General features: G+C 74.6%; 7 protein-coding genes and 1 pseudogene. 7 read left to right on the top strand and 1 reads right to left on the bottom strand.

The window, feature by feature from the left end:
- Positions 1-27 precede the first annotated feature (27 nt).
- The 7 genes and pseudogenes from ML5_RS27895 (at position 28) to ML5_RS33320 (ending at position 16,966) form a co-directional block, all read left to right on the top strand.
- The gene (locus ML5_RS27895; RefSeq protein ID WP_013477062.1) at positions 28-5,478 is read left to right on the top strand and encodes a type I polyketide synthase; all 5,451 of its coding nucleotides are present in this window, start codon (positions 28-30) and stop codon (positions 5,476-5,478) included.
- A gap of 32 nt (positions 5,479-5,510) precedes the next feature.
- Positions 5,511-6,464, top strand: a complete 954-nt coding sequence (locus tag ML5_RS27890; protein WP_013285949.1) for a TauD/TfdA family dioxygenase — start codon at positions 5,511-5,513, stop codon at positions 6,462-6,464.
- Position 6,465: 1 nt separating this feature from the next.
- The gene (locus ML5_RS27885) at positions 6,466-6,654 is read left to right on the top strand and encodes an MbtH family NRPS accessory protein (RefSeq protein ID WP_013477061.1); all 189 of its coding nucleotides are present in this window, start codon (positions 6,466-6,468) and stop codon (positions 6,652-6,654) included.
- On the top strand, positions 6,651-9,770 hold the full coding sequence (locus ML5_RS27880; RefSeq protein WP_013477060.1) for a non-ribosomal peptide synthetase: 3,120 nt from the start codon (positions 6,651-6,653) through the stop codon (positions 9,768-9,770). Before ML5_RS27885 ends, ML5_RS27880 begins: the two co-directional genes overlap by 4 nt.
- The gene (locus ML5_RS27875) at positions 9,770-15,256 is read left to right on the top strand and encodes a non-ribosomal peptide synthetase/MFS transporter (protein WP_013477059.1); all 5,487 of its coding nucleotides are present in this window, start codon (positions 9,770-9,772) and stop codon (positions 15,254-15,256) included. Before ML5_RS27880 ends, ML5_RS27875 begins: the two co-directional genes overlap by 1 nt.
- A gap of 94 nt (positions 15,257-15,350) precedes the next feature.
- Positions 15,351-15,935, top strand: a pseudogene (locus ML5_RS33325) (DUF885 family protein); the annotation flags it as partial.
- A 98-nt stretch (positions 15,936-16,033) separates the two neighbouring features.
- On the top strand, positions 16,034-16,966 hold the full coding sequence (locus ML5_RS33320; RefSeq protein ID WP_369751997.1) for a DUF885 domain-containing protein: 933 nt from the start codon (positions 16,034-16,036) through the stop codon (positions 16,964-16,966).
- On the opposite strand, the gene ML5_RS27865 is transcribed toward ML5_RS33320, so the two are convergent.
- Positions 16,912-18,126 carry a hypothetical protein gene (locus ML5_RS27865; protein WP_013477058.1) on the bottom strand — a complete coding sequence of 405 codons (1,215 nt, stop codon included), beginning with the start codon at positions 18,124-18,126 and terminating at the stop codon, positions 16,912-16,914. The two genes, ML5_RS33320 and ML5_RS27865, sit on opposite strands and share 55 nt — an antisense overlap.
- Positions 18,127-18,138: the final 12 nt, after the last annotated feature.

The raw sequence follows: 18,138 nt of genomic DNA, 5'->3' as shown, positions 1-18,138 counted from the left end.
CGATCCCTTGTGAATGAAGGAACTCCCATGCAGAACGACATTCCCGCCGACGACGGCGTCGAGCCCATCGCCATCGTCGGGCTCGCCGCCCGCCTCCCCGGCGCGGCCGACGTCGACGAGTTCTGGCGCAACCTGGTCGACGGCGTGGAGTCGACGACCGAGCTGACCCGCGAGGAGCAGCTCGCCCGCGGCGCCCAGCCGCAGGAGGTCGACGACCCGGGCTGGGTCAACCGCGCCCCGCTGGTGGACGGCTACGACCAGTTCGACGCCGGCCTGTTCGGGATGACCGCCCGCGAGGCCGAGATCACCGACCCGCAGCACCGGCTGTTCCTGGAGACCTGCTATACCGCGTTGCAGGACGCCGGCTACGACCCGGGCCGCTACGACGGCGCGGTGGGCGTGTACGCCGGCACCGGCGGCAACACGTACCTGCACCGCAACGTGTTCCGCAACAAGCGGGTCGGGGGGAATCCGCACGGCGCCGTCTCGCTCGCCACCGGCAACTCGCCGAACTACGTGGCCACGAACGTGTCGTACCGGCTGGACCTGCGCGGGCCCAGCATGACCGTGCACACCGCCTGCTCCACCTCGCTGGTGGCGTTCCACCTGGCCTGCGAGGCGCTGCGCAACGGCGAGTGCGACATGGCCCTGGCCGGCGGCGTCAACATCGAGCTGCCGCACGTCGGCTACCTCGGCATGGACGGCTTCACCTCGCCGGACGGGCGGTGCCGGCCGTTCGACGCCGGAGCGAACGGCACGGTGTGGGGCAGCGGCGTCGGCGTGACGCTGCTCAAGCGGCTCTCCGACGCGATCGCCGACGGCGACACCATCCGCGCGGTCGTGCTCGGCAACGCGATCAACAACGACGGCGCCGCGAAGGTCGGCTTCACCGCCCCCAGCATCGACGGGCAGATGGAGGCCGTCGCCCAGGCCGTCGAGCTGGCCGGCGTCGACCCGCGCAGCATCAGCTATGTGGAGGCGCACGGCACCGGCACCGCGCTCGGCGACCCGATCGAGGTCGCCGCGCTGTCCGCCGTCTACACCAAGGACACCGACGAGCGCGGCTGGTGCGGCATCGGCTCGGTGAAGTCGAACATCGGCCACCTCAGCCAGCCCTCCGGCATCGTCAGCGTGATCAAGACGGTGCTGGCGATGGAGCACGGGCTGATCCCGCCGACCATCAACTACGAGACGCCGAACCCGGCCATCGACTTCGCCGACACCCCGTTCTACGTGGCGAACACGCTGACCAAGTGGGACACCGACGGCGGACCGCGCCGGGCCGGCGTCAGCTCCTTCGGCATCGGCGGCACCAACGCCCACGTGGTGCTGGAGGAGGCCCCGGCCGCGGGGCGGCACGAGCCGTCCGCCCGCCCGGCGCACCTGCTCCAGGTGTCGGCGAAGACGCCGACCGCGTTGGACACCGCCGTGCGGCGGCTCGCCGACCACCTGGAGAGCGGCAGCGACGTGGCGCTCGCCGACGTGGCGCACACGCTGCGCGTCGGCCGCCAGGTGTACGCCCACCGCGCCGCTGTGGTCGCCGGTGACCCGGCGTCCGCCGCCGCCGCGCTGCGCGAGCGGCGCAAGGGCCACCGGGGCGTCGCCGACGGCCCCGCGCCCCGGGTGGCGTTCCTGTTCAGCGGCCAGGGCTCGCAGTACGCCGGGATGGGCGCCGAACTGTACGGGCAGGACAGCGCGTACGCCGCCGCCGTCGACGAGTGCGCCGAACTGCTCCGCCCCGAGCTGGGGCTGGACATCCGCGACCTGATCCTCGGCCGCGACCCGGAGGCGGCGGACAAGCTCACCGAGACCCGCTACACCCAGCCCGCCCTGTTCACAGTCGAGTACGCCCTCGCCGCCGCCTGGCGGGCCGCCGGTGTCACCCCGGCCGCGATGATCGGCCACTCCATCGGCGAGTACGTCGCCGCGACGGTCGCCGGGGTGCTCGACCTCGCCGACGCGCTGCGCGTGGTGGCCGCCCGGGGCCGCCTCATGCACTCCCTGCCCGCCGGCTCGATGCTGGCGGTCACGCTCGACGAGTCGGAGGTGACCGGCAAGCTGCCCGAGGGCCTGTCGGTGGCCACGGTCAACGGCCCCGGCACCTGTGTGGTCGCCGGTGAGACGGCGCTCGTGGAGGAGTTCGCGGCGAGCCTCGGCGGCAAGAACAAGTCGAAGCTGCTGCGCACCTCGCACGCGTTCCACTCGCCGATGACGGACCCGATCCTGGACGAGTTCACCGCGCTGATGGCCACAGTGCCGCTGCGCGCCCCGGCGGTGCCGTTCGTCTCGAACGTGACAGGCACCTGGATCACCGAGGCGCAGGCCACCGACCCGGCGTACTGGGCCGCGCACCTGCGCCGCCCGGTCCGCTTCGGCGCGTGCGTGGCGACGCTGCTCGCCGAGGGCACCTGGGCGCTCGTCGAGTGCGGCCCCGGCCGGCAGCTGGCCAACCTGGCCCGGATGCAGATCGCCAAGGCCGGCGAGGCACAGCGCGCGCTGACCCCGCTGGGCAGCCTGCCCGGCCCCGGCGAGCAGACCAGTGACGTGGCCGCGCTGCTCGGCACGGCCGGCGCGCTGTGGTGCGCCGGGGTGCCGGTGAGCGTCCCGGCCGACCCGCACGCGCGGCGGGTGCCGCTGCCCACGTACCCGTTCGAGCGGCGCCGCTACTGGATCGACCCGGACCCGGAGCAGGAGCTGGCCGCGGCGCCCGCCGAGACCGGCCCCCGCCCGCTGCCGGAGTGGTTCGCGGTGCCGGCGTGGCGGCAGGCCCCGCCGGTCCGCACGGCCGAGCCGCTGGGCCGCTGCCTGGTGCTGGCCGACGGCCCGCGCGGCGAGGCGCTCGTGGCCGCGTTGCGCGCCGCCGGCGACGACCCGGTCGAGGTACGCGCCGGCGAGGCGTTCACCGCCACCGCGAACGGCTTCCGGCTGCGCCCCGGCGTACGCGCCGACGCCGAGGAACTGGTCGCCGCGCTCGGCGCCGACCTGCCCCGGCGGATCGTGCACGCGTTCGCGCTCGACGGCGACCCGGCCGGCACCGACGCGGCGGCCGCCTGGGCGGCGCAGGAGCGCGGCTTCTTCGGCGCGCTGCACCTGGTGCAGGCCCTGGCCGGCGCCGGTGTGACGGCCGACGAGGCGGGCGTCCGCCTGGACCTGGTCACCGCCGGCATCGGCGACGTACGCGGCGACGACCTGACCCGCCCGGAGCACGCCACGCTGGCCGGCCTGGCCCGGGTGCTCCCGGCCGAACTGCCCGGCCTGACCGTGCGGCTGCTCGACACCGACCCGGCCGCGCGCGGCGTGGCCGCCCTGGTGGCCGAGCTGCGCAGCCCGGTCGACGCCGAGCACCCGGAGGTGGCGCTGCGCGGCGACCGCCGCTGGCTGGCCGGCTACGAGCAGGTCACAGTTGCCGCCGAGGACGAGCCGGGCGTGCTGCGCGAGGAGGGCCGGTACCTGATCACCGGCGGTCTCGGCGGCATCGGCGTCACCCTCGCCGAGGACTTCGCCCGCCGGGTCCGCGCCAAGCTGGTCCTGCTGGCCCGTTCCGGGCTGCCCGAGCGGGACGAGTGGGACGCGCACCTCGCGGTGCACGGCGGCGCCGACCGGGCCGGGCGGGCCATCGCGGCGATCCGCCGGATGGAGGCCGCGGGCGCCGAGGTGCTGGTGCTCGCCGCCGACGTCACCGACGCCGACGACCTGCGCCGGGTCCGCGACGAGGCGGAGCGCCGATTCGGCGGGCTGGACGGCATCGTGCACGCCGCCGGTCTGCCCGGCGGCGGCATGGCCGAGGTGAAGGACCGCGACGAGGCGCGGCGAGTGCTGGCGCCGAAGCTGGCCGGCACCCTGGCGCTGGCCCGGGTCTTCGGCGACCTGCCGCTGGACTTCGTCGTGCTCTGCTCCTCGATCACCGCGGTGATCGGAGGGTTCGGCCAGGTCGACTACTGCGCCGCGAACAACTTCCTGGACGCGTTCGCGCGCTCCGGCACCGGGTTCCGCGCGCCGGTGGTGTCGCAGAACTGGGGCGGCTGGGCCGAGGTCGGCATGGCGGTGGAGACCGCCGCGCCTGCCGCGTTCCGGGCCGCCGGGCGGGACACCGTCACCACGGCGGTCACCCACCCGGTGCTCACCACGATGGTGGCCGGCCCGGACGGCACGGTGCTGCACGGCCTGGTCTCGGCCGACACCCACTGGCTGCTCGACGAGCACCGGATCGGCGGGGTGCCGGTGGTGCCGGGCACCGCCCACCTGGAGTCGGTGCGCGCCGCGGTGGTCGCCGCGCTGCCCGCGCCGGGACCGGACGCCGCGGTGGAACTGCGGGACGTGGTGTTCCTGGAGCCGTTCTCGGTGCCGGACGGCACCGTGGCCCAGTACCGGGTCGAGCTGACCCCGGCCGAGGACGGCACCGACTTCGCCGTCGCCAGCCTCGCCGCCGGCCAGGCGCGCACCCACGTACGCGGCACCGCCGGGTGGACCACCGACGCGGCGCCGCCGGCCGCCGTGCCCGCGGTGGCCGGGCGGCGGGTCGACGACGACGCCTCGTTCGGCCGGGGACGCACCAGCATGCTCACGTTCGGGCCGCGCTGGGCGGCGCTGGCCGAGCACCACCTCGCCGACGGCGAGGAGCTGGCCCGGGTGCAGGCACCCGCCGCCGCGGTCGGCGACCTGCCCTCCTGGGGCATGCACCCGGCGCTGCTGGACGTGGCCACCGCGTTCGGCCGCGGGCAGGGCTCCGGCACCTACCTGCCGCTGTCGTACGGCCGGATCGTGGTGCGCGGCGCGCTGCCGGCGACGTTCCACAGTCACCTGCGGCACCGGCCCGCCGCCACCGACGAGGTGGTCGCCGCCGACCTGTCGCTGCGCGACCCGGACGGGCGGGAGCTGGTCGCGATCAGCGACTTCGTGCTGCGCCGGGTCGACCAGGACGCGGTCACCGGCAACCTGACCGAGGCCCCGGCGGCGGACGCGGACGCCGCGGCACCGGTCACCGAGGACATCCGCCCGGTCGACGGCGCGGAGGCGTTCCGCCGCAGCCTCGCCGCCGGCCTCGGCGCCCAGGTGGTGATCACCACCCGCACCGTCGCCGACATCCGGCGCCGCGCGGCCCGGGTCACCACCGACAGCCTCGCCGAGGAGACCGACGCGCCGGCCGGCCCGGCCGGGGTCACCGGCGGCGGCTCGGCGGCGCCCGGCACCGAGCTGGAAAAGACGATCGCCCAGGTGTGGCGCGACGGCCTCGGCGTCACCGACGTCGGCGTGGACGACGACTTCTTCGCCCTCGGCGGCAACTCGCTGGTGGCCGTGCAGCTCATCGCCGCCATGCGCAAGGCGACAGGCGTACGGCTGCCGATGCGCAGCCTCTTCGAGACCCCCACGGTGGCCGGCCTGGCCGCCCGGATCGAGGAGCTGCGCGCCGAGGCGCCCGCCGACGCACCGGCCGCCCCGGCGGCGATCCCGGCCATCCCGCGGCTGCCCCGCGGCTGACACCCCCGACCAGAACCAGGAGACACCGCACCATGAGCGAGACAACCACGACGCTGCCGGTGGTCGTCGAGAGCGACGGCCGGGCGCTGACCGACCTGATCACGGCCCGGCGTGCCGAGCTGCGGGACACCCTCGTCGCGAGCGGAGGGCTGCTGTTCCGCGGCTTCGACGTGGGCGGCGTGGACGGCTTCGACCAGGCCGTCCGCGCACTGGCCGGCGAGCCGCTGACCTACACCGAGCGCTCCTCGCCCCGGCACTCCATCAAGGGCCGGGTCTACACCTCGACCGACTACCCGCCGGACGAGGAGATCTTCCTGCACAACGAGAACTCGTACCAGGCGCGCTGGCCGCTGACGCTGTTCTTCTACTGCGTCACGCCGCCGCAGACCCAGGGCGCCACGCCGCTGGCCGACGTGCGCCGGGTGTACGAGCTGATCGACCCGGCGGTCCGCGAGGAGTTCGTCCGCCGCCGGTGGATGCTGGTGCGCAACTTCCACGGCGACTTCGGCACCCGCTGGCAGGAGGTGTTCAACACCGAGAGCCGCGCCGAGGTCGAGGCGTACGCGGCTGACAACGGGATCACAGTGGAGTGGGTCGGCAAGGACGGCCTGCGTACCCGCGCGGTCCGCGACGCGGTGCACCACCGGCCCGGCTCGGACACCCCGCGCTGGTTCAACCACGCCACCTTCTTCCACCTCAGCACCCTGCCTGCCGACTACCAGGAGGGGCTGCTGGCCATGTTCGGCGCCGACGGGCTGCCGTCGAACACCTACTACGGCGACGGCGGCGAGATCCCCGCCGACGTCATGGACCACCTGCGCGCCGCCTACCGGGCCGCGACGGTCCGCTTCGACTACCAGCGCGACGACGTGCTGGTGGTGGACAACATGACCGCCGCGCACGGCCGGGAACCGTTCACCGGTCCCCGCAAGATCGCCGTGGCGATGGCCGAGCCGTACACCCCCGAGAACGCAGGAGCGAACTGACATGGCCGAATCCCGATTCCTGGTCGTCCGCAACGACGAGGAGCAGTACTCGATCTGGTCGGCCGACCGGGACCTGCCCGCCGGCTGGCACGACACCGGCTTCGCCGGCAGCCGCGAGGAGTGCCTGGCCCACGTCGACGAGGTCTGGACCGACATGCGTCCCCGCTCGGTGCGCGAGGCCCTCTCATGACGCGGGAGTGGACCTTCCCGGCCTCCTACGCCCAGGAGCGGGTGTGGATGGCCAACCAGCTCGACGCCGGGTCGCCGGTGTTCAACGTGTCCTTCCCGTGGCTGTTCCCGGCCGACGTGGACGCGGACACGGCCGGCGACGTGGTCAACCGGGTCATCGCCCGGCACGAGGCGCTGCGTACCCACCTGCGGACCGACGACGGCGCGCTGGTGCAGGTCGTGCGCGCCCACGAGCCGGCGCCGCTGCCCGTCACCGACATCACCCACCTGCCGGCCGGTGAGCAGCGGCCCGAGTTCGAGCGCATCCGCGGCGAGATGGCCCGCACGCCGATCCCGCTGGACGCGGCGCCGCTGTGGCGGGCCCGGCTGATCCGGATGGAGGAGGGGCTGGCGCTGGCGTTCGTGGTGCACCACGCCGTCTTCGACAGCCACTCGGCGGTGCTGCTCCACGCCGAGCTGGTCGCGTTCTGCGAGGCCGCGCGCACCGGCGCCGAGCCCGCCGTGCCCGAGCTGCCCATCCAGTACGCGGACTTCGCGGTCTGGCAGCGCCAGCAGCTCACCGGCGAGGAGCTGGACCGGCAGCTCGCGTTCTGGACCGGTCACCTGGCCGGGGCGCCGCCGGTCACCGGCCTGCCGCTGGACCGGCCCCGCCCGGCCCAGCTCGGCTTCGCCGGTGACGAGGTGCGCTTCACGCTGCCCGACGGGCTGCTGGACCGCATCGGCGCGCTGGCCACCGGCGCGCAGGCCACCCCGTACATGGTGCTGCTGGCGGGTTTCGCGGCGCTGCTGTCGCGGATCTCCGGCGACGCCGACGTGGTGGTCGGCGTCTCCACCGCGGGCCGGGACAACCCGGAGCTGACGCCGCTGATCGGCATGTTCGTCAACCCGGTGGCGCTGCGCTGCGACGTCTCCGGCGACCCGACGTTCGCTGCGCTGCTGGGCCGCGTCCGCAACGGCCTGATCGACGCCATGGAGCACGGGCAGACGCCGTTCCAGAAGATCGTCGAGGCGGTCGATCCACAGCGTGACCCGTCGGTGCAGCCGATCTTCCAGACCGCGCTGAACTGGATCCCGGACTCCGGCCTCGACCCGGTCGAGCTGGGCACGACGAAGGACGACCTGGCCTTCGACATCACCACCGGCGACTGCCGCCTGGTCTACCGCACCGAGCTGTTCGACAGGTCCACCGCCGAGACCGTGGTCCGCCGCTACGTACGGCTGCTCGCCGCCGCCGTCGCCGAGCCGGAGCGTACGGTCGGCGCGCTGCCGCTGCTCACCGACACCGAGCGGGACCGGGTGCTCGGCGCCTGGAACGACACCGCCCACGACGTGCCGGTGACCACTGTGGTCGACGAGGTGCAGCGGCAGGCCGCCGCCACCCCGGACGCGGCGGCGCTGGTCTGCGACGGCGTGACGCTCGGTTACGGCGAGCTGAACACCGCCGCGAACCGGCTGGCCCGGCTGCTGGTGGCGCGCGGCGCCGGCCCGGAGACCCGGGTCGCGCTGGCGCTGCCCCGCTCCTGCGATCTGGTCGTGGCGATGCTGGCGGTGCTCAAGGCCGGCGCCGCGTACGTGCCGGTGGACACCGCCTATCCGGCCGGCCGGATCGCGTACCTCTTGGAGGACGCCGCGCCCGCGCTGGTGGTGACCGCGCCGGACACGGCCGGCCTGGTGCCCGGCGACGCGCTGGTGCTCGACGGCGAGGTCGGCTCGGACCAGTCCGGCGACGACCTCACCGACGCCGACCGGGTCGCGCCGCTGCGCCCGGAGCACCCGGCGTACGTGCTCCACACCTCCGGCTCCACCGGCCGCCCGAAGGGCGTGGTGGTCGAGCACCGGGCGGTCACCGCGTACCTGGCCTGGGCCCGCGCCACCTACCCGGGGCTGGCCGGGGTGGCGCTGCTGCACTCGCCGGTGTCGTTCGACCTGACCGTCACCGGTCTGCTCGGCACGCTCACCGCCGGCGGCACGGTACGGCTCGCCGCGATCGACGAGCCCGCCGCCCGCGCCGGTGGCCGGCCCGCGTTCCTCAAGGTCACGCCGAGCCACCTGCCGCTGCTCGACGGCGAGCTGTCGCCGACGGCCGACCTGGTGATCGGCGGCGAGGCGCTGACCGGGGAGCAGCTCGCCGCCTGGCGGGCCGCGCACCCCGACGTGGCGGTGATCAACGAGTACGGCCCGACGGAGGCCACAGTGGGCTGCGTCGCGGCCCGCATCGCCCCGGGCGAGCCGGTCCCGGCCGGTCCGGTGCCGATCGGCACGCCCACCTGGAACACCCGGGCGCTGCTGCTCGACGCCGCGCTGCGGCCGGTGCCGCCGGGCGTGGTGGGGGAGCTGTACGTCACCGGCACCCAGCTCGCCCGCGGCTACCACGACCGGCCCGCCCTGACCGCCGAGCGGTTCCTGCCCTGCCCGGACGGCCCGCCCGGCGCCCGGATGTACGCCACCGGCGACCTGGCCCGCTGGCGCGCCGACGGCACGCTGGACTACCTGGGCCGCCGCGACGACCAGGTCAAGGTGCGCGGCATGCGGATCGAGCTGGGCGAGGTCGAGGCGGCGCTGCTGGCCCACCCGGACGTGCGCGCCGCCGCCGCTGCGGTCCGCACCGACGGCGGTGAGCCGACGCTCGTCGGCTACCTGGTGGGCCCGGCCCACGAGGACTCGGTCCGTGCCGAACTGGCCCGCGAACTGCCCGCGCACCTGGTGCCGGCCGCTCTGGTCCGGCTGGACGCGATGCCGCTCACGCCCAACGGCAAGCTGGACCGCGCCGCGCTGCCCGCCCCGGCGGCGGCCGAGCAGGCCCAGGACAGCTACGTCGCGCCCCGCACCGAGGCCGAGGGTCTGGTCGCCGAGGTGTACGCCGAGATCCTCCAGGTGGAGAAGGTCGGTGCCCTGGACGACTTCTTCGCCCTCGGTGGCAACTCGCTGCGCGGCATGCGAGCGATGGCCCGGATCCGCGCCGAGGTGGACGTCGACCTGCCCATGCGGGCGCTGTTCAGCAGCCCCGTGGTGGCGGAACTGGCCGCCCAGATCGAACAGCGGATCGCCGCCGAAATCGACGGGCTCTCCGACACCGAGGTCGCCGCGCTGCTCGCGGCGGAAGAGGGAACCAACTGATGACCGACCTGAAGGATCCGGCCCGCGAGGCGGCCCGGCAGGCGCTGATCGCCCGACGGCTACGCGCCCGCCAGACCGCCCCCGCAGCCCGGATCACCCCCCGCCCGTCCGGCGCGGAGGTGCCGCTGTCCTACGCCCAGGAGCGGGTCTGGTTCATGGACCAGCTCGCCCCGGGCGAGGCGGCGTACCACATCGCGGTGCCGCTGCGGGTACGCGGACCACTCGACGTGGACGCGCTGCGCGCCGCCCTGACCGCGCTCGCCGACCGGCACGAGTCGCAGCGCACCCGCTTCCCGGCCGACGCCGACGGCCGTCCCACAGTGGTCGTCGCGGACACGGCCGACGTGCCGCTCACGGTGGTGGAGGCGCCCGACGAGGCCGCCGCGCAGGCGCTCGTCGACGCGGCGGCCGCCGAGCCGTTCGACCTGGCCGACGGGCCGCTGCTGCGGGCCCTGCTGATCCGGCTGACCGCCGACGACCACGTGCTGTTCCTCGCCCAGCACCACATCGTCGGCGACGGCTGGTCGGTGGACGTGCTGCTGCGCGACCTGATCACGCTCTACCGGGGCGGCGAGCCGCCCGCCCTGCCGATCCAGTACGGCGACTTCGCCGTCTGGGAGGCCCAGGAGCTGGACGGCCCGCAGGCCCGGGCGCACGTCGACTACTGGAAGCAGCGGCTGGCCGGCATCACCCCGCTGGAACTGCCGCTGGACCGGCCCCGCCCGGCCACCCAGACCTACCGGGGTGACTTCGTCGAGTTCCAGCTCGACCCGTCCGCCACCGAGACGCTCAACACGCTCACCCGGGACAGCGGCGGCACCCTGTTCATGACGCTGCTCGCCGCGTACCAGGTGCTGCTGGCCCGGCACGCCGGCCAGGACGACTTCGCCATCGGCGCGTCGGTGGCCGGCCGGTCCGCGCCGGAGCTGGAGAACGTCGTCGGCATGTTCATCAACATGCTGCCGCTGCGCGCCGACCTGGCCGACGACCCGACGTTCGCCGAGCTGCTGGAGCGCACCCGCCGTACCGTGCTCGACGGGTTCGAGCACGCCGAGGTGCCGTTCGCCAAGGTGGTCCACGAGCTGGGCCTGCCGCGCGACGTCAGCCGCTCCCCGGTGTTCCAGACCATGTTCGTGCTCCAGAACTACGAGATGGGCCGCTTCCGCGGCGTGTCCCGCACCGACGAGGTCACGTTCTCCTGGACCCCGATGGAGTTGCAGGCCACCCGGTTCGACTTCGAGCTGCACGCGGTGGAGACCGTCGACGGGCTCTGGGGCAAGCTGGTCTTCAACACCGACCTGTTCGACCGGGCCACAGTGGAGCGGATGGCGCAGCGGTGGACCGCGCTGCTGGACGCCGTCGTCGCCGCGCCGGACACCCCGGTGTCCCGGCTGCCGCTGCTGCCCGCCGCCGAGCGGGACCTGCTGGCCGCCTGGAACGACACCACAGCCGACTTCCCGCGCACCGAGACGCTGCACGGCCCGATCGAGGAGCGCGCCGCGGCCACCCCGGACGCGGTCGCGGTCACCATCGACGGGCACAGCCGCACGTACGCCGAGCTGAACGCGCAGGCCAACCGCGTCGCGCACCGGCTGCGCGCGGCCGGCGTCGGCCCGGAGACCCTGGTCGGGGTCTGCGCGGAACGGTCGGTGGAACTGGTCGCCGGCCTGCTCGGCGTGCTCAAGGCCGGCGGCGCGTACCTGCCGCTGGACCCGGAGTACCCGGCCGACCGGCTCGCGTTCATGGTCGGCGACGCGGACGCGCCTGTGGTGCTGATCCAGTCACACCTGCGCGACGTGCTGCCCGACACCGGCGCCACGGTGCTCGAACTCGACGACGCCACCGTCTGGGCCGACCGGCCCGACACCGACCCGGCACCGGCCGCCGGGCCGGAGAACCTGGCGTACGTCATCTACACCTCCGGGTCCACCGGCCGCCCGAAGGGCGTGCCGAACACACACCGGGGCATCGTCAACCGGCTCGACTGGATGCAGAAGACGTACGGCCTCGGCGCCGACGACGCGGTGCTCCAGAAGACCCCGGCCAGCTTCGACGTGTCGGTGTGGGAGTTCTTCTGGCCGCTGCGCACCGGCGCCCGCCTGGTGCTGGCCAAGCCCGGCGGCCACAAGGACGCCGGTTACCTGCGCGACCTGCTGGTGTCCGAGCGGATCACCACCGCCCACTTCGTCCCGTCGATGCTGACCGTCTTCCTCGCCGAGGACGGCGTGGAGGCGGCCACCGCGCTGCGCCGGGTGATCTGCTCCGGCGAGGAGCTGCCGCTGGCCTCGGCCACCGACTTCACCGCCCGGCTGCCCTGGTGCGGCCTGCACAACCTGTACGGCCCGACCGAGGCGGCCATCGACGTGACCGCCTGGGCGTGCGAGCCGGACCGGCTCGCGCAGGTGTCCAGCGTGCCGATCGGCGCGCCGATCGCCAACCTGCGGCTGCACGTGCTCGACCCGTCCGGCGCGCAGTGCCCGGTCGGGGTGGCCGGTGAGCTGCACATCGGCGGTGCCGGGCTGGCCCGCGGCTACCACCGCCGACCCGCGCTGACCGCGGAGAAGTTCGTCCCCGACCCGTTCTCCGCCGAGCCGGGCGCCCGTCTCTACCGCACCGGCGACCTGGCCCGCTGGGTCGTCGGCCCGGACGGCGCCGGGGTGATCGAGTTCCTGGGCCGCATCGACCACCAGGTCAAGCTGCGCGGTCTGCGCATCGAGCTGGGCGAGATCGAGAGCGCGCTGCGCGATCAGCCGGGCGTCACCGAGGCGACGGTGATCGTCCGCGAGGACAGCCCGGGCGACAAGCGGCTCACCGCGTACCTGGTGGGGGAGGCCGAGCACGCCGCGCTGAAGGCGGCGCTGAAGGACACGCTGCCCGAGTACATGGTGCCGGCCGCGTTCGTCACGCTCGACGCGCTGCCGCTGACCCCCAACGGCAAGCTGGACCGCAAGGCGCTGCCCGCGCCGGTGGTCACCCGCGAGGCGTCGGTGGCGCTTGTGGAGCCGCGCGACGACACCGAGCGGGCGCTCGCCGCGATCTGGTCCGAGGTGCTGGGCGTGGACACGCTCGGCATCGACGACGACTTCTTCGACCTGGGCGGGCACTCGATGCTCGCCACCCAGGTCGTCGCCAAGATCCGCAAGGCGGAGCTGGGCGGCCGGGCGGTCGGCGTGATGGACCTGTTCCAGCAGCGCACCATCCGCGACCTCGCCGCGTTCATCTCCGGCGACGCCGCGCAGGAAGGGCCACGCCGGCTGCTCTACGAGCTGACCAAGCCGATCCCGGCGGGCAGGCGGGTGCTGACGTACGTCTGCGTCCCGTACGGCGGCGGCAGCGCCATCGTCTACCAGCCGCTGGCCGACGCGCTGCCGGCCGGGTACGGGCTGTGGTCGCTGGCGATCCCCGGCCACGACGTGGGCCTGAGCGAGGACGCGCTGCCGTTCGACGAGCTGACCAGCCGGGTGGCCGACGAGATCCTGGAGCGGGTCGAGGGACCGATCGCCCTGTACGGCCACTGCGGCGTGGGCAGCGCCATCCTCGCCGACGTGGCCCGCAAGGTCGAGGCGGCCGGCCGGGAGCTGGAGGCCGTCTACATCGGCGCCATGTTCCCGTTCGCCCGCCCGAAGGGCGTGATCGCGGCGCTCCGCGACCGCCTCGAGCGGCTCAGCAGCAACAGGCACTCCGCGAGCTGGCTCAAGTCGATGGGTGTGGACACCGACGAGCTGGACCCGGAGCAGGCCGACCGGATCATCAGCAACATGCGGGCCGACTCCCGCGCCTCGGAGGAGTACTTCACCCGGCTGCTGGACCAGCAGGCGGCGAAGCTCCGGACGCCGATCATCTCGGTGGTCGGCTCCGAGGACCCGGTGACCGACTACTACCGCGAGCGGTACGCCGAGTGGCAGTTCCTGAGCGACACGCTCGGCCTCGTCGTCCTCGACCAGGCCGGGCACTTCTTCCTCAAGTACCGCGCCGAGGAACTGGCCGAGATCGTCACGCAGGTGCACCCGGCGGTGGTCGCCGGTGACGTCAGCGCGCTGACGCCGGAGGCCCGGGGTGAGGACGCCGGCTGGGTGGTGGCCGACACGCTGCGGGTGGGCGAGGACCGCAAGCCCACCAAGACGGTCAAGCCGAGCATGGGCCGGTTCATGGCCATCACGACCGGTCAGCTCATCTCCAGCACCGGTTCCGCGCTGACCGCGTTCGCGCTGCCGATCTGGCTGTTCAACCGCACCGGCTCGGTGGCGAACCTCGGCCTGCTCTGGGCGCTCGCGCTGATCTGCGGCGTGCTCATGCTGCCGGTGGCCGGCGCGCTGGTCGACCGGGTCAGCCGGCGCCGGATCATGATGACGGCGAGCTGCTTCGCCGGGTCCGTCCAGCTCGTGCTGGCGGCCCTGTTGTGGACCGACAACCTGGTGCTCTGGCACATCTACATGCTGGTGGCGCTCAGTTCGGTGGCCGGTTCGTTCCAGCGGATCGCGTTCCAGTCGGCGGTGCCGCAGCTGGTGCCCAAGCGCTACCTCGGGCACGCCATGGGCATCACCCAGCTGTCCACCGGTGTGGCCACGCTGCTCATGCCGGCGTTCGCGGCCGGCCTGCTCGCCACCATCGAGCTGAAGGGCATCCTGCTGGTCGACGTGGCCAGCTACGTGTTCGCGGTGCTCACCCTCGCCGTGGTCCGCTTCCCGGACGCGCTGGGCTGGCGGCCCCGGGAACGGCTGCTGGTGGCCATCGCCAACGGCATGCGCTACTCGTGGCGGCACCGCGGGTTCCGGCTGATGCTCGGCTACTTCGCGCTGGGCAACATCTTCCTGGCGCCCGCGCTGGTGCTCATCACGCCGCTGGTGCTGTCGTTCGGCAGCCCGACCCAGGTGGCGCAGGTGGCGCTGGCCGAGGCGGTCGGCGCGGTGCTCGGCGGCGTGCTGATGTCGCTGTGGGGCGGTCCGCGCAAGCGCCGGATGATCGGCGTGCTGATCGGCAACCTGGGCACCGCGATCGGCTGCGTGCTGATCGGCCTGGACGCGTCGGTGGCGATGATCTGCGTCGGCTTCTGCTGGCTGGCCATGTCGATGACCACCGCGCAGTCGATCTACGCGACGATCGTCCAGGTGAAGGTGCCGCAGCGCTTCCACGGCCGGGTGTTCAGCCTCAACCAGACCATCTCCTGGTCGACGCTGCCGATCGGGTTCGCGCTGCTCGCGCCCGGCGCCACCGCGCTGTTCGAGCCGATGCTCGCACCCGGTGGGGCGCTGGCCGGTTCGGTGGGCGCGGTGATCGGCACCGGACCGGGCCGGGGCATCGGTTTCGCGTACATCTGCTTCGGCGCGGCGCTGATCCTCATCACGCTGGGCGGGTTCGCGATCCGGCTGCTGCGCCGGTTCGACCTGGAGGTGGAGGACTCCCTGCCGGACGACCTGATCGGCGCCCAGGAGCGTGAGAAGCGCCTGGCCGCCAAGGCCGAGAAGAAGGAACTCGTCTCGGTCTGACCCCGCCTCCCATCAGGTTGATCAAGGAGTTCGCGTCGGTTCCGGGCTTCCGGCTGGCGCGAACTCCTTGATCACCAGGGCTAGCATCGGTGCGATGAGCGAGGACGTCACCGACGCGCTGTTGCGGGAGATGGGGCGCCTCGATCCGTGCGCCGCAGTGGTCGAGGCCGGCGAGCAGGACGCCGACGGCCTCACCGACTACAGCCCGGACGGTCACCAGGCCCGCGCCGACCTCGCCGCCCGCGCCCTGCGCCGGATCGAGGCGCTGCCCGCGACCCCGCTGCACGCCCACCTCGCCGAACGGCTGCGCGCCCGGATCGCCTTCCACGACGCGGGGGAGGACCTGCGGGAACTGCACGCCGCGGCCACCGGCCCGCTCCAGCTCATCCGGCAGTGCGTCGAATCCGCCGTACCGGGCCGCGACGCCGGGCACGCGGCCTCCGAGGACGGCTGGGCCCGCGTCGGCGCGCGCCAGGCCGCGATCCCGGCCGCACTCGACGGGTACGCCCGGAGCCTCGTGCTCGCCGCAGCGCGCGGTCACCTGCCGGCCCGGCGTCAGGTGGAGCTGGTGACGCGGCGCTGCCGCGCCTGGATCGACGACGACATCGCCCTGGTGCAGCGGTACGGCGACGGCCCGCAGCGCGCCTCGTTGCAGGCGGCGGCGGAGGACGCGCGGGAGGCGTACCGGAGATTCGCCGCGACGCTCACCGCGGACCTCGCGCCCCGGGCGCACGACGACGAGGCCTTCGGCCCGGCGCGGAACCGGACCTGCGCGAGTTGTACGCGTGGGGCTGGGACGAGTTCACCGCGATCGAGGCGGAACTGGTCGCCGAGGCGAGAACCCTGGGCGGCACCGTGCCCGAGGTGCGGGACCGGCTCGACCGTCCCGACGCGCCGGGCGTCCTGCGCAGCCGGGACGCGTTCGCCGCCTGGCTCCAGGAGCTGCTGGAGGCCACCACCGAGCGGATGCACGGCACGCACTTCGACATCCCGGCGCCACTGCGGCGCATCGAGTCACGGGTCACCACGTCGGGCGGGACCGCGTACATCGGGCCGTCGCGGGACCTGACCCGGCCGGGCCGGGTCTCGTGGCTGCTGCCCGAGGGCCGGGAGCACTTCTCCACCTGGTGGGCGTACAGCACCGTGTACCACGAGGGCGTCCCCGGCCACCACCTGCACCTCGGCTCGGAGGCGTGCCGGGGCGGCCCCGGTCAGCGGCTGAACCTGCTCGGCGGGCTCTCCGGCGCCCAGGAGGGCTGGGCCCTGTACGCCGAGCGGTTCATGGACGAGCTGGGACTCTACGAGCAGCCGGGCGCCCGGCTGGGACACCTGTTCATGCAGTTGCTGCGGGCGGCCCGGGTGGTGCTCGACATCGGCCTGCACCTGAAGCTGCCGATGCCCTCCGGCGGCGGCGCGCGGTGGACGCCGGACGCCGCGCTGGACCTGCTGCGCGAGCGCTGCCACCAGGGCCCGTACGCGCCACTGGAACTGGCCCGCTACCTGGGCCGGCCCGGGCAGGCGCTGACCTACAAGGTGGGGGAGCGGGTGTGGCGGGACGGCCGCGCGGCGTTCCCCGGCGACCGGCGCGCGTTCCACAACCGGGCGCTGGAACTCGGCTCGCTGGGACTGGACCAGCTCACGAGCGCGCTCGCCGCCTATCCGGCCTCGTCGGCGGGCAGCTCCTCCGGGTCGGCCACCCAGGCGGAGTAGACAGGCAGCGCGTGCCACGGCCCACCGGCCGGGTCGGTGGTCACCGCGACGACCGCGTACGGGTGACCGAACCGCAGCTCGGCGACGCGGGCGACACCCTCCGGCGGCAGGCCGGCCACCATGCCGAACGCCGTCACCGCGGCGGCCTCGAAACCGTAGCGCCCGAACCGGGCCACCGCGGACTGCGCGGCGTCGAACCCCGGCCCGGCCAGGCCCAGCAGTTCGCCGAGCGCCCGGGCCGCCGCGTCGAAGCCGAACCCGGGTGCGGTCAGGTCGTGCCGGCTGCGCGCCGACCAGCAGGGCAGCACCGCCGTGGCGCGTTCCTCCCGGCCGTCCGGGGCGAACGTGTTGACCGGCTTCTCCCGCAGCGTCCACAGCGGCGTCTCGCCCAGCGGCAGGTCGAACAGTGACAGGCGGCCCGGCACGGAGTCCGGGATGAGCGCGGCGGCGCTCGCCAGCTCCTGCGCGGCGGCCAGCACGTCGGCCGCGGGCACCTCGGGCGCGGCGGCCACCGACACCACGAGCATCCCCGCGCCGTCGTCGCCGGTGCGGGCCGGCACCGCGTGCACCGCCACGTCACCGGCCCGGTCGGTGGCCGCCACCCAGCAGCGGTGCCCGAACGGCGGTGTCCGCAGCACCCGGCTCAGCCGCCCGGCCCAGGCGCTGCCCGCGCCCAGATCCGTGCCCGGGGCCGTGTCGAACGGGTCGGCCCACGACACCCGGGTCGCGAGCGCGCTGGCCAGGACCAGCAGGGTGTCCGGGGCGACGTCGACCGGGAAGCGGTCGATCAGCCCGCCGGTACGCTCCCGGGCCCAGGCGTCCAGCGCCGCCTGGTCCGGCAGCGGACCGCGTTCGGTGTTCTCCGGCAGGGCGGCCCGCCACGCGGCCAGCTCGTCGGCCGGGGTGCGCTCCCACAGCGCGGTGGCGGCGGCGACCATCGGGTGCGGCGCGGCGAGCAGCGCCCGGGCCTCGGCGGCGGCGTCGTCCGGGTCGGCGTCGAGCGCCTCGGTCAGCGCCGCGCGGGCGTCGCCGGTGGCGGCCGGGCCGGCCAGCGCCAGCAGCAGCCAGGCGCCCAGCGGGGAGGCGACGTGGTGGGTGTCACCGGCGGCGCGGTGCAGCCGCTCGGCGTAACGGGCCAGGGGTGCGCGCAGAGGAGTCACGGCTCCACTCTG

The sequence above is a fragment of the Micromonospora sp. L5 genome (assembly GCF_000177655.2).
GTDB lineage: Bacteria > Actinomycetota > Actinomycetes > Mycobacteriales > Micromonosporaceae > Micromonospora > Micromonospora aurantiaca.
This window is presented reverse-complemented; position numbering and strand designations above follow the sequence as displayed.

Coding starts and splice junctions, on each gene's coding strand:
- ML5_RS27895 (WP_013477062.1), top strand. CDS start 28: ATGCAGAACGACATTCCCGCCGACGACGGCGTCGAGCCCATCGCCATC.
- ML5_RS27890 (WP_013285949.1), top strand. CDS start 5,511: ATGAGCGAGACAACCACGACGCTGCCGGTGGTCGTCGAGAGCGACGGC.
- ML5_RS27880 (WP_013477060.1), top strand. CDS start 6,651: ATGACGCGGGAGTGGACCTTCCCGGCCTCCTACGCCCAGGAGCGGGTG.
- ML5_RS27875 (WP_013477059.1), top strand. CDS start 9,770: ATGACCGACCTGAAGGATCCGGCCCGCGAGGCGGCCCGGCAGGCGCTG.
- ML5_RS27885 (WP_013477061.1), top strand. CDS start 6,466: ATGGCCGAATCCCGATTCCTGGTCGTCCGCAACGACGAGGAGCAGTAC.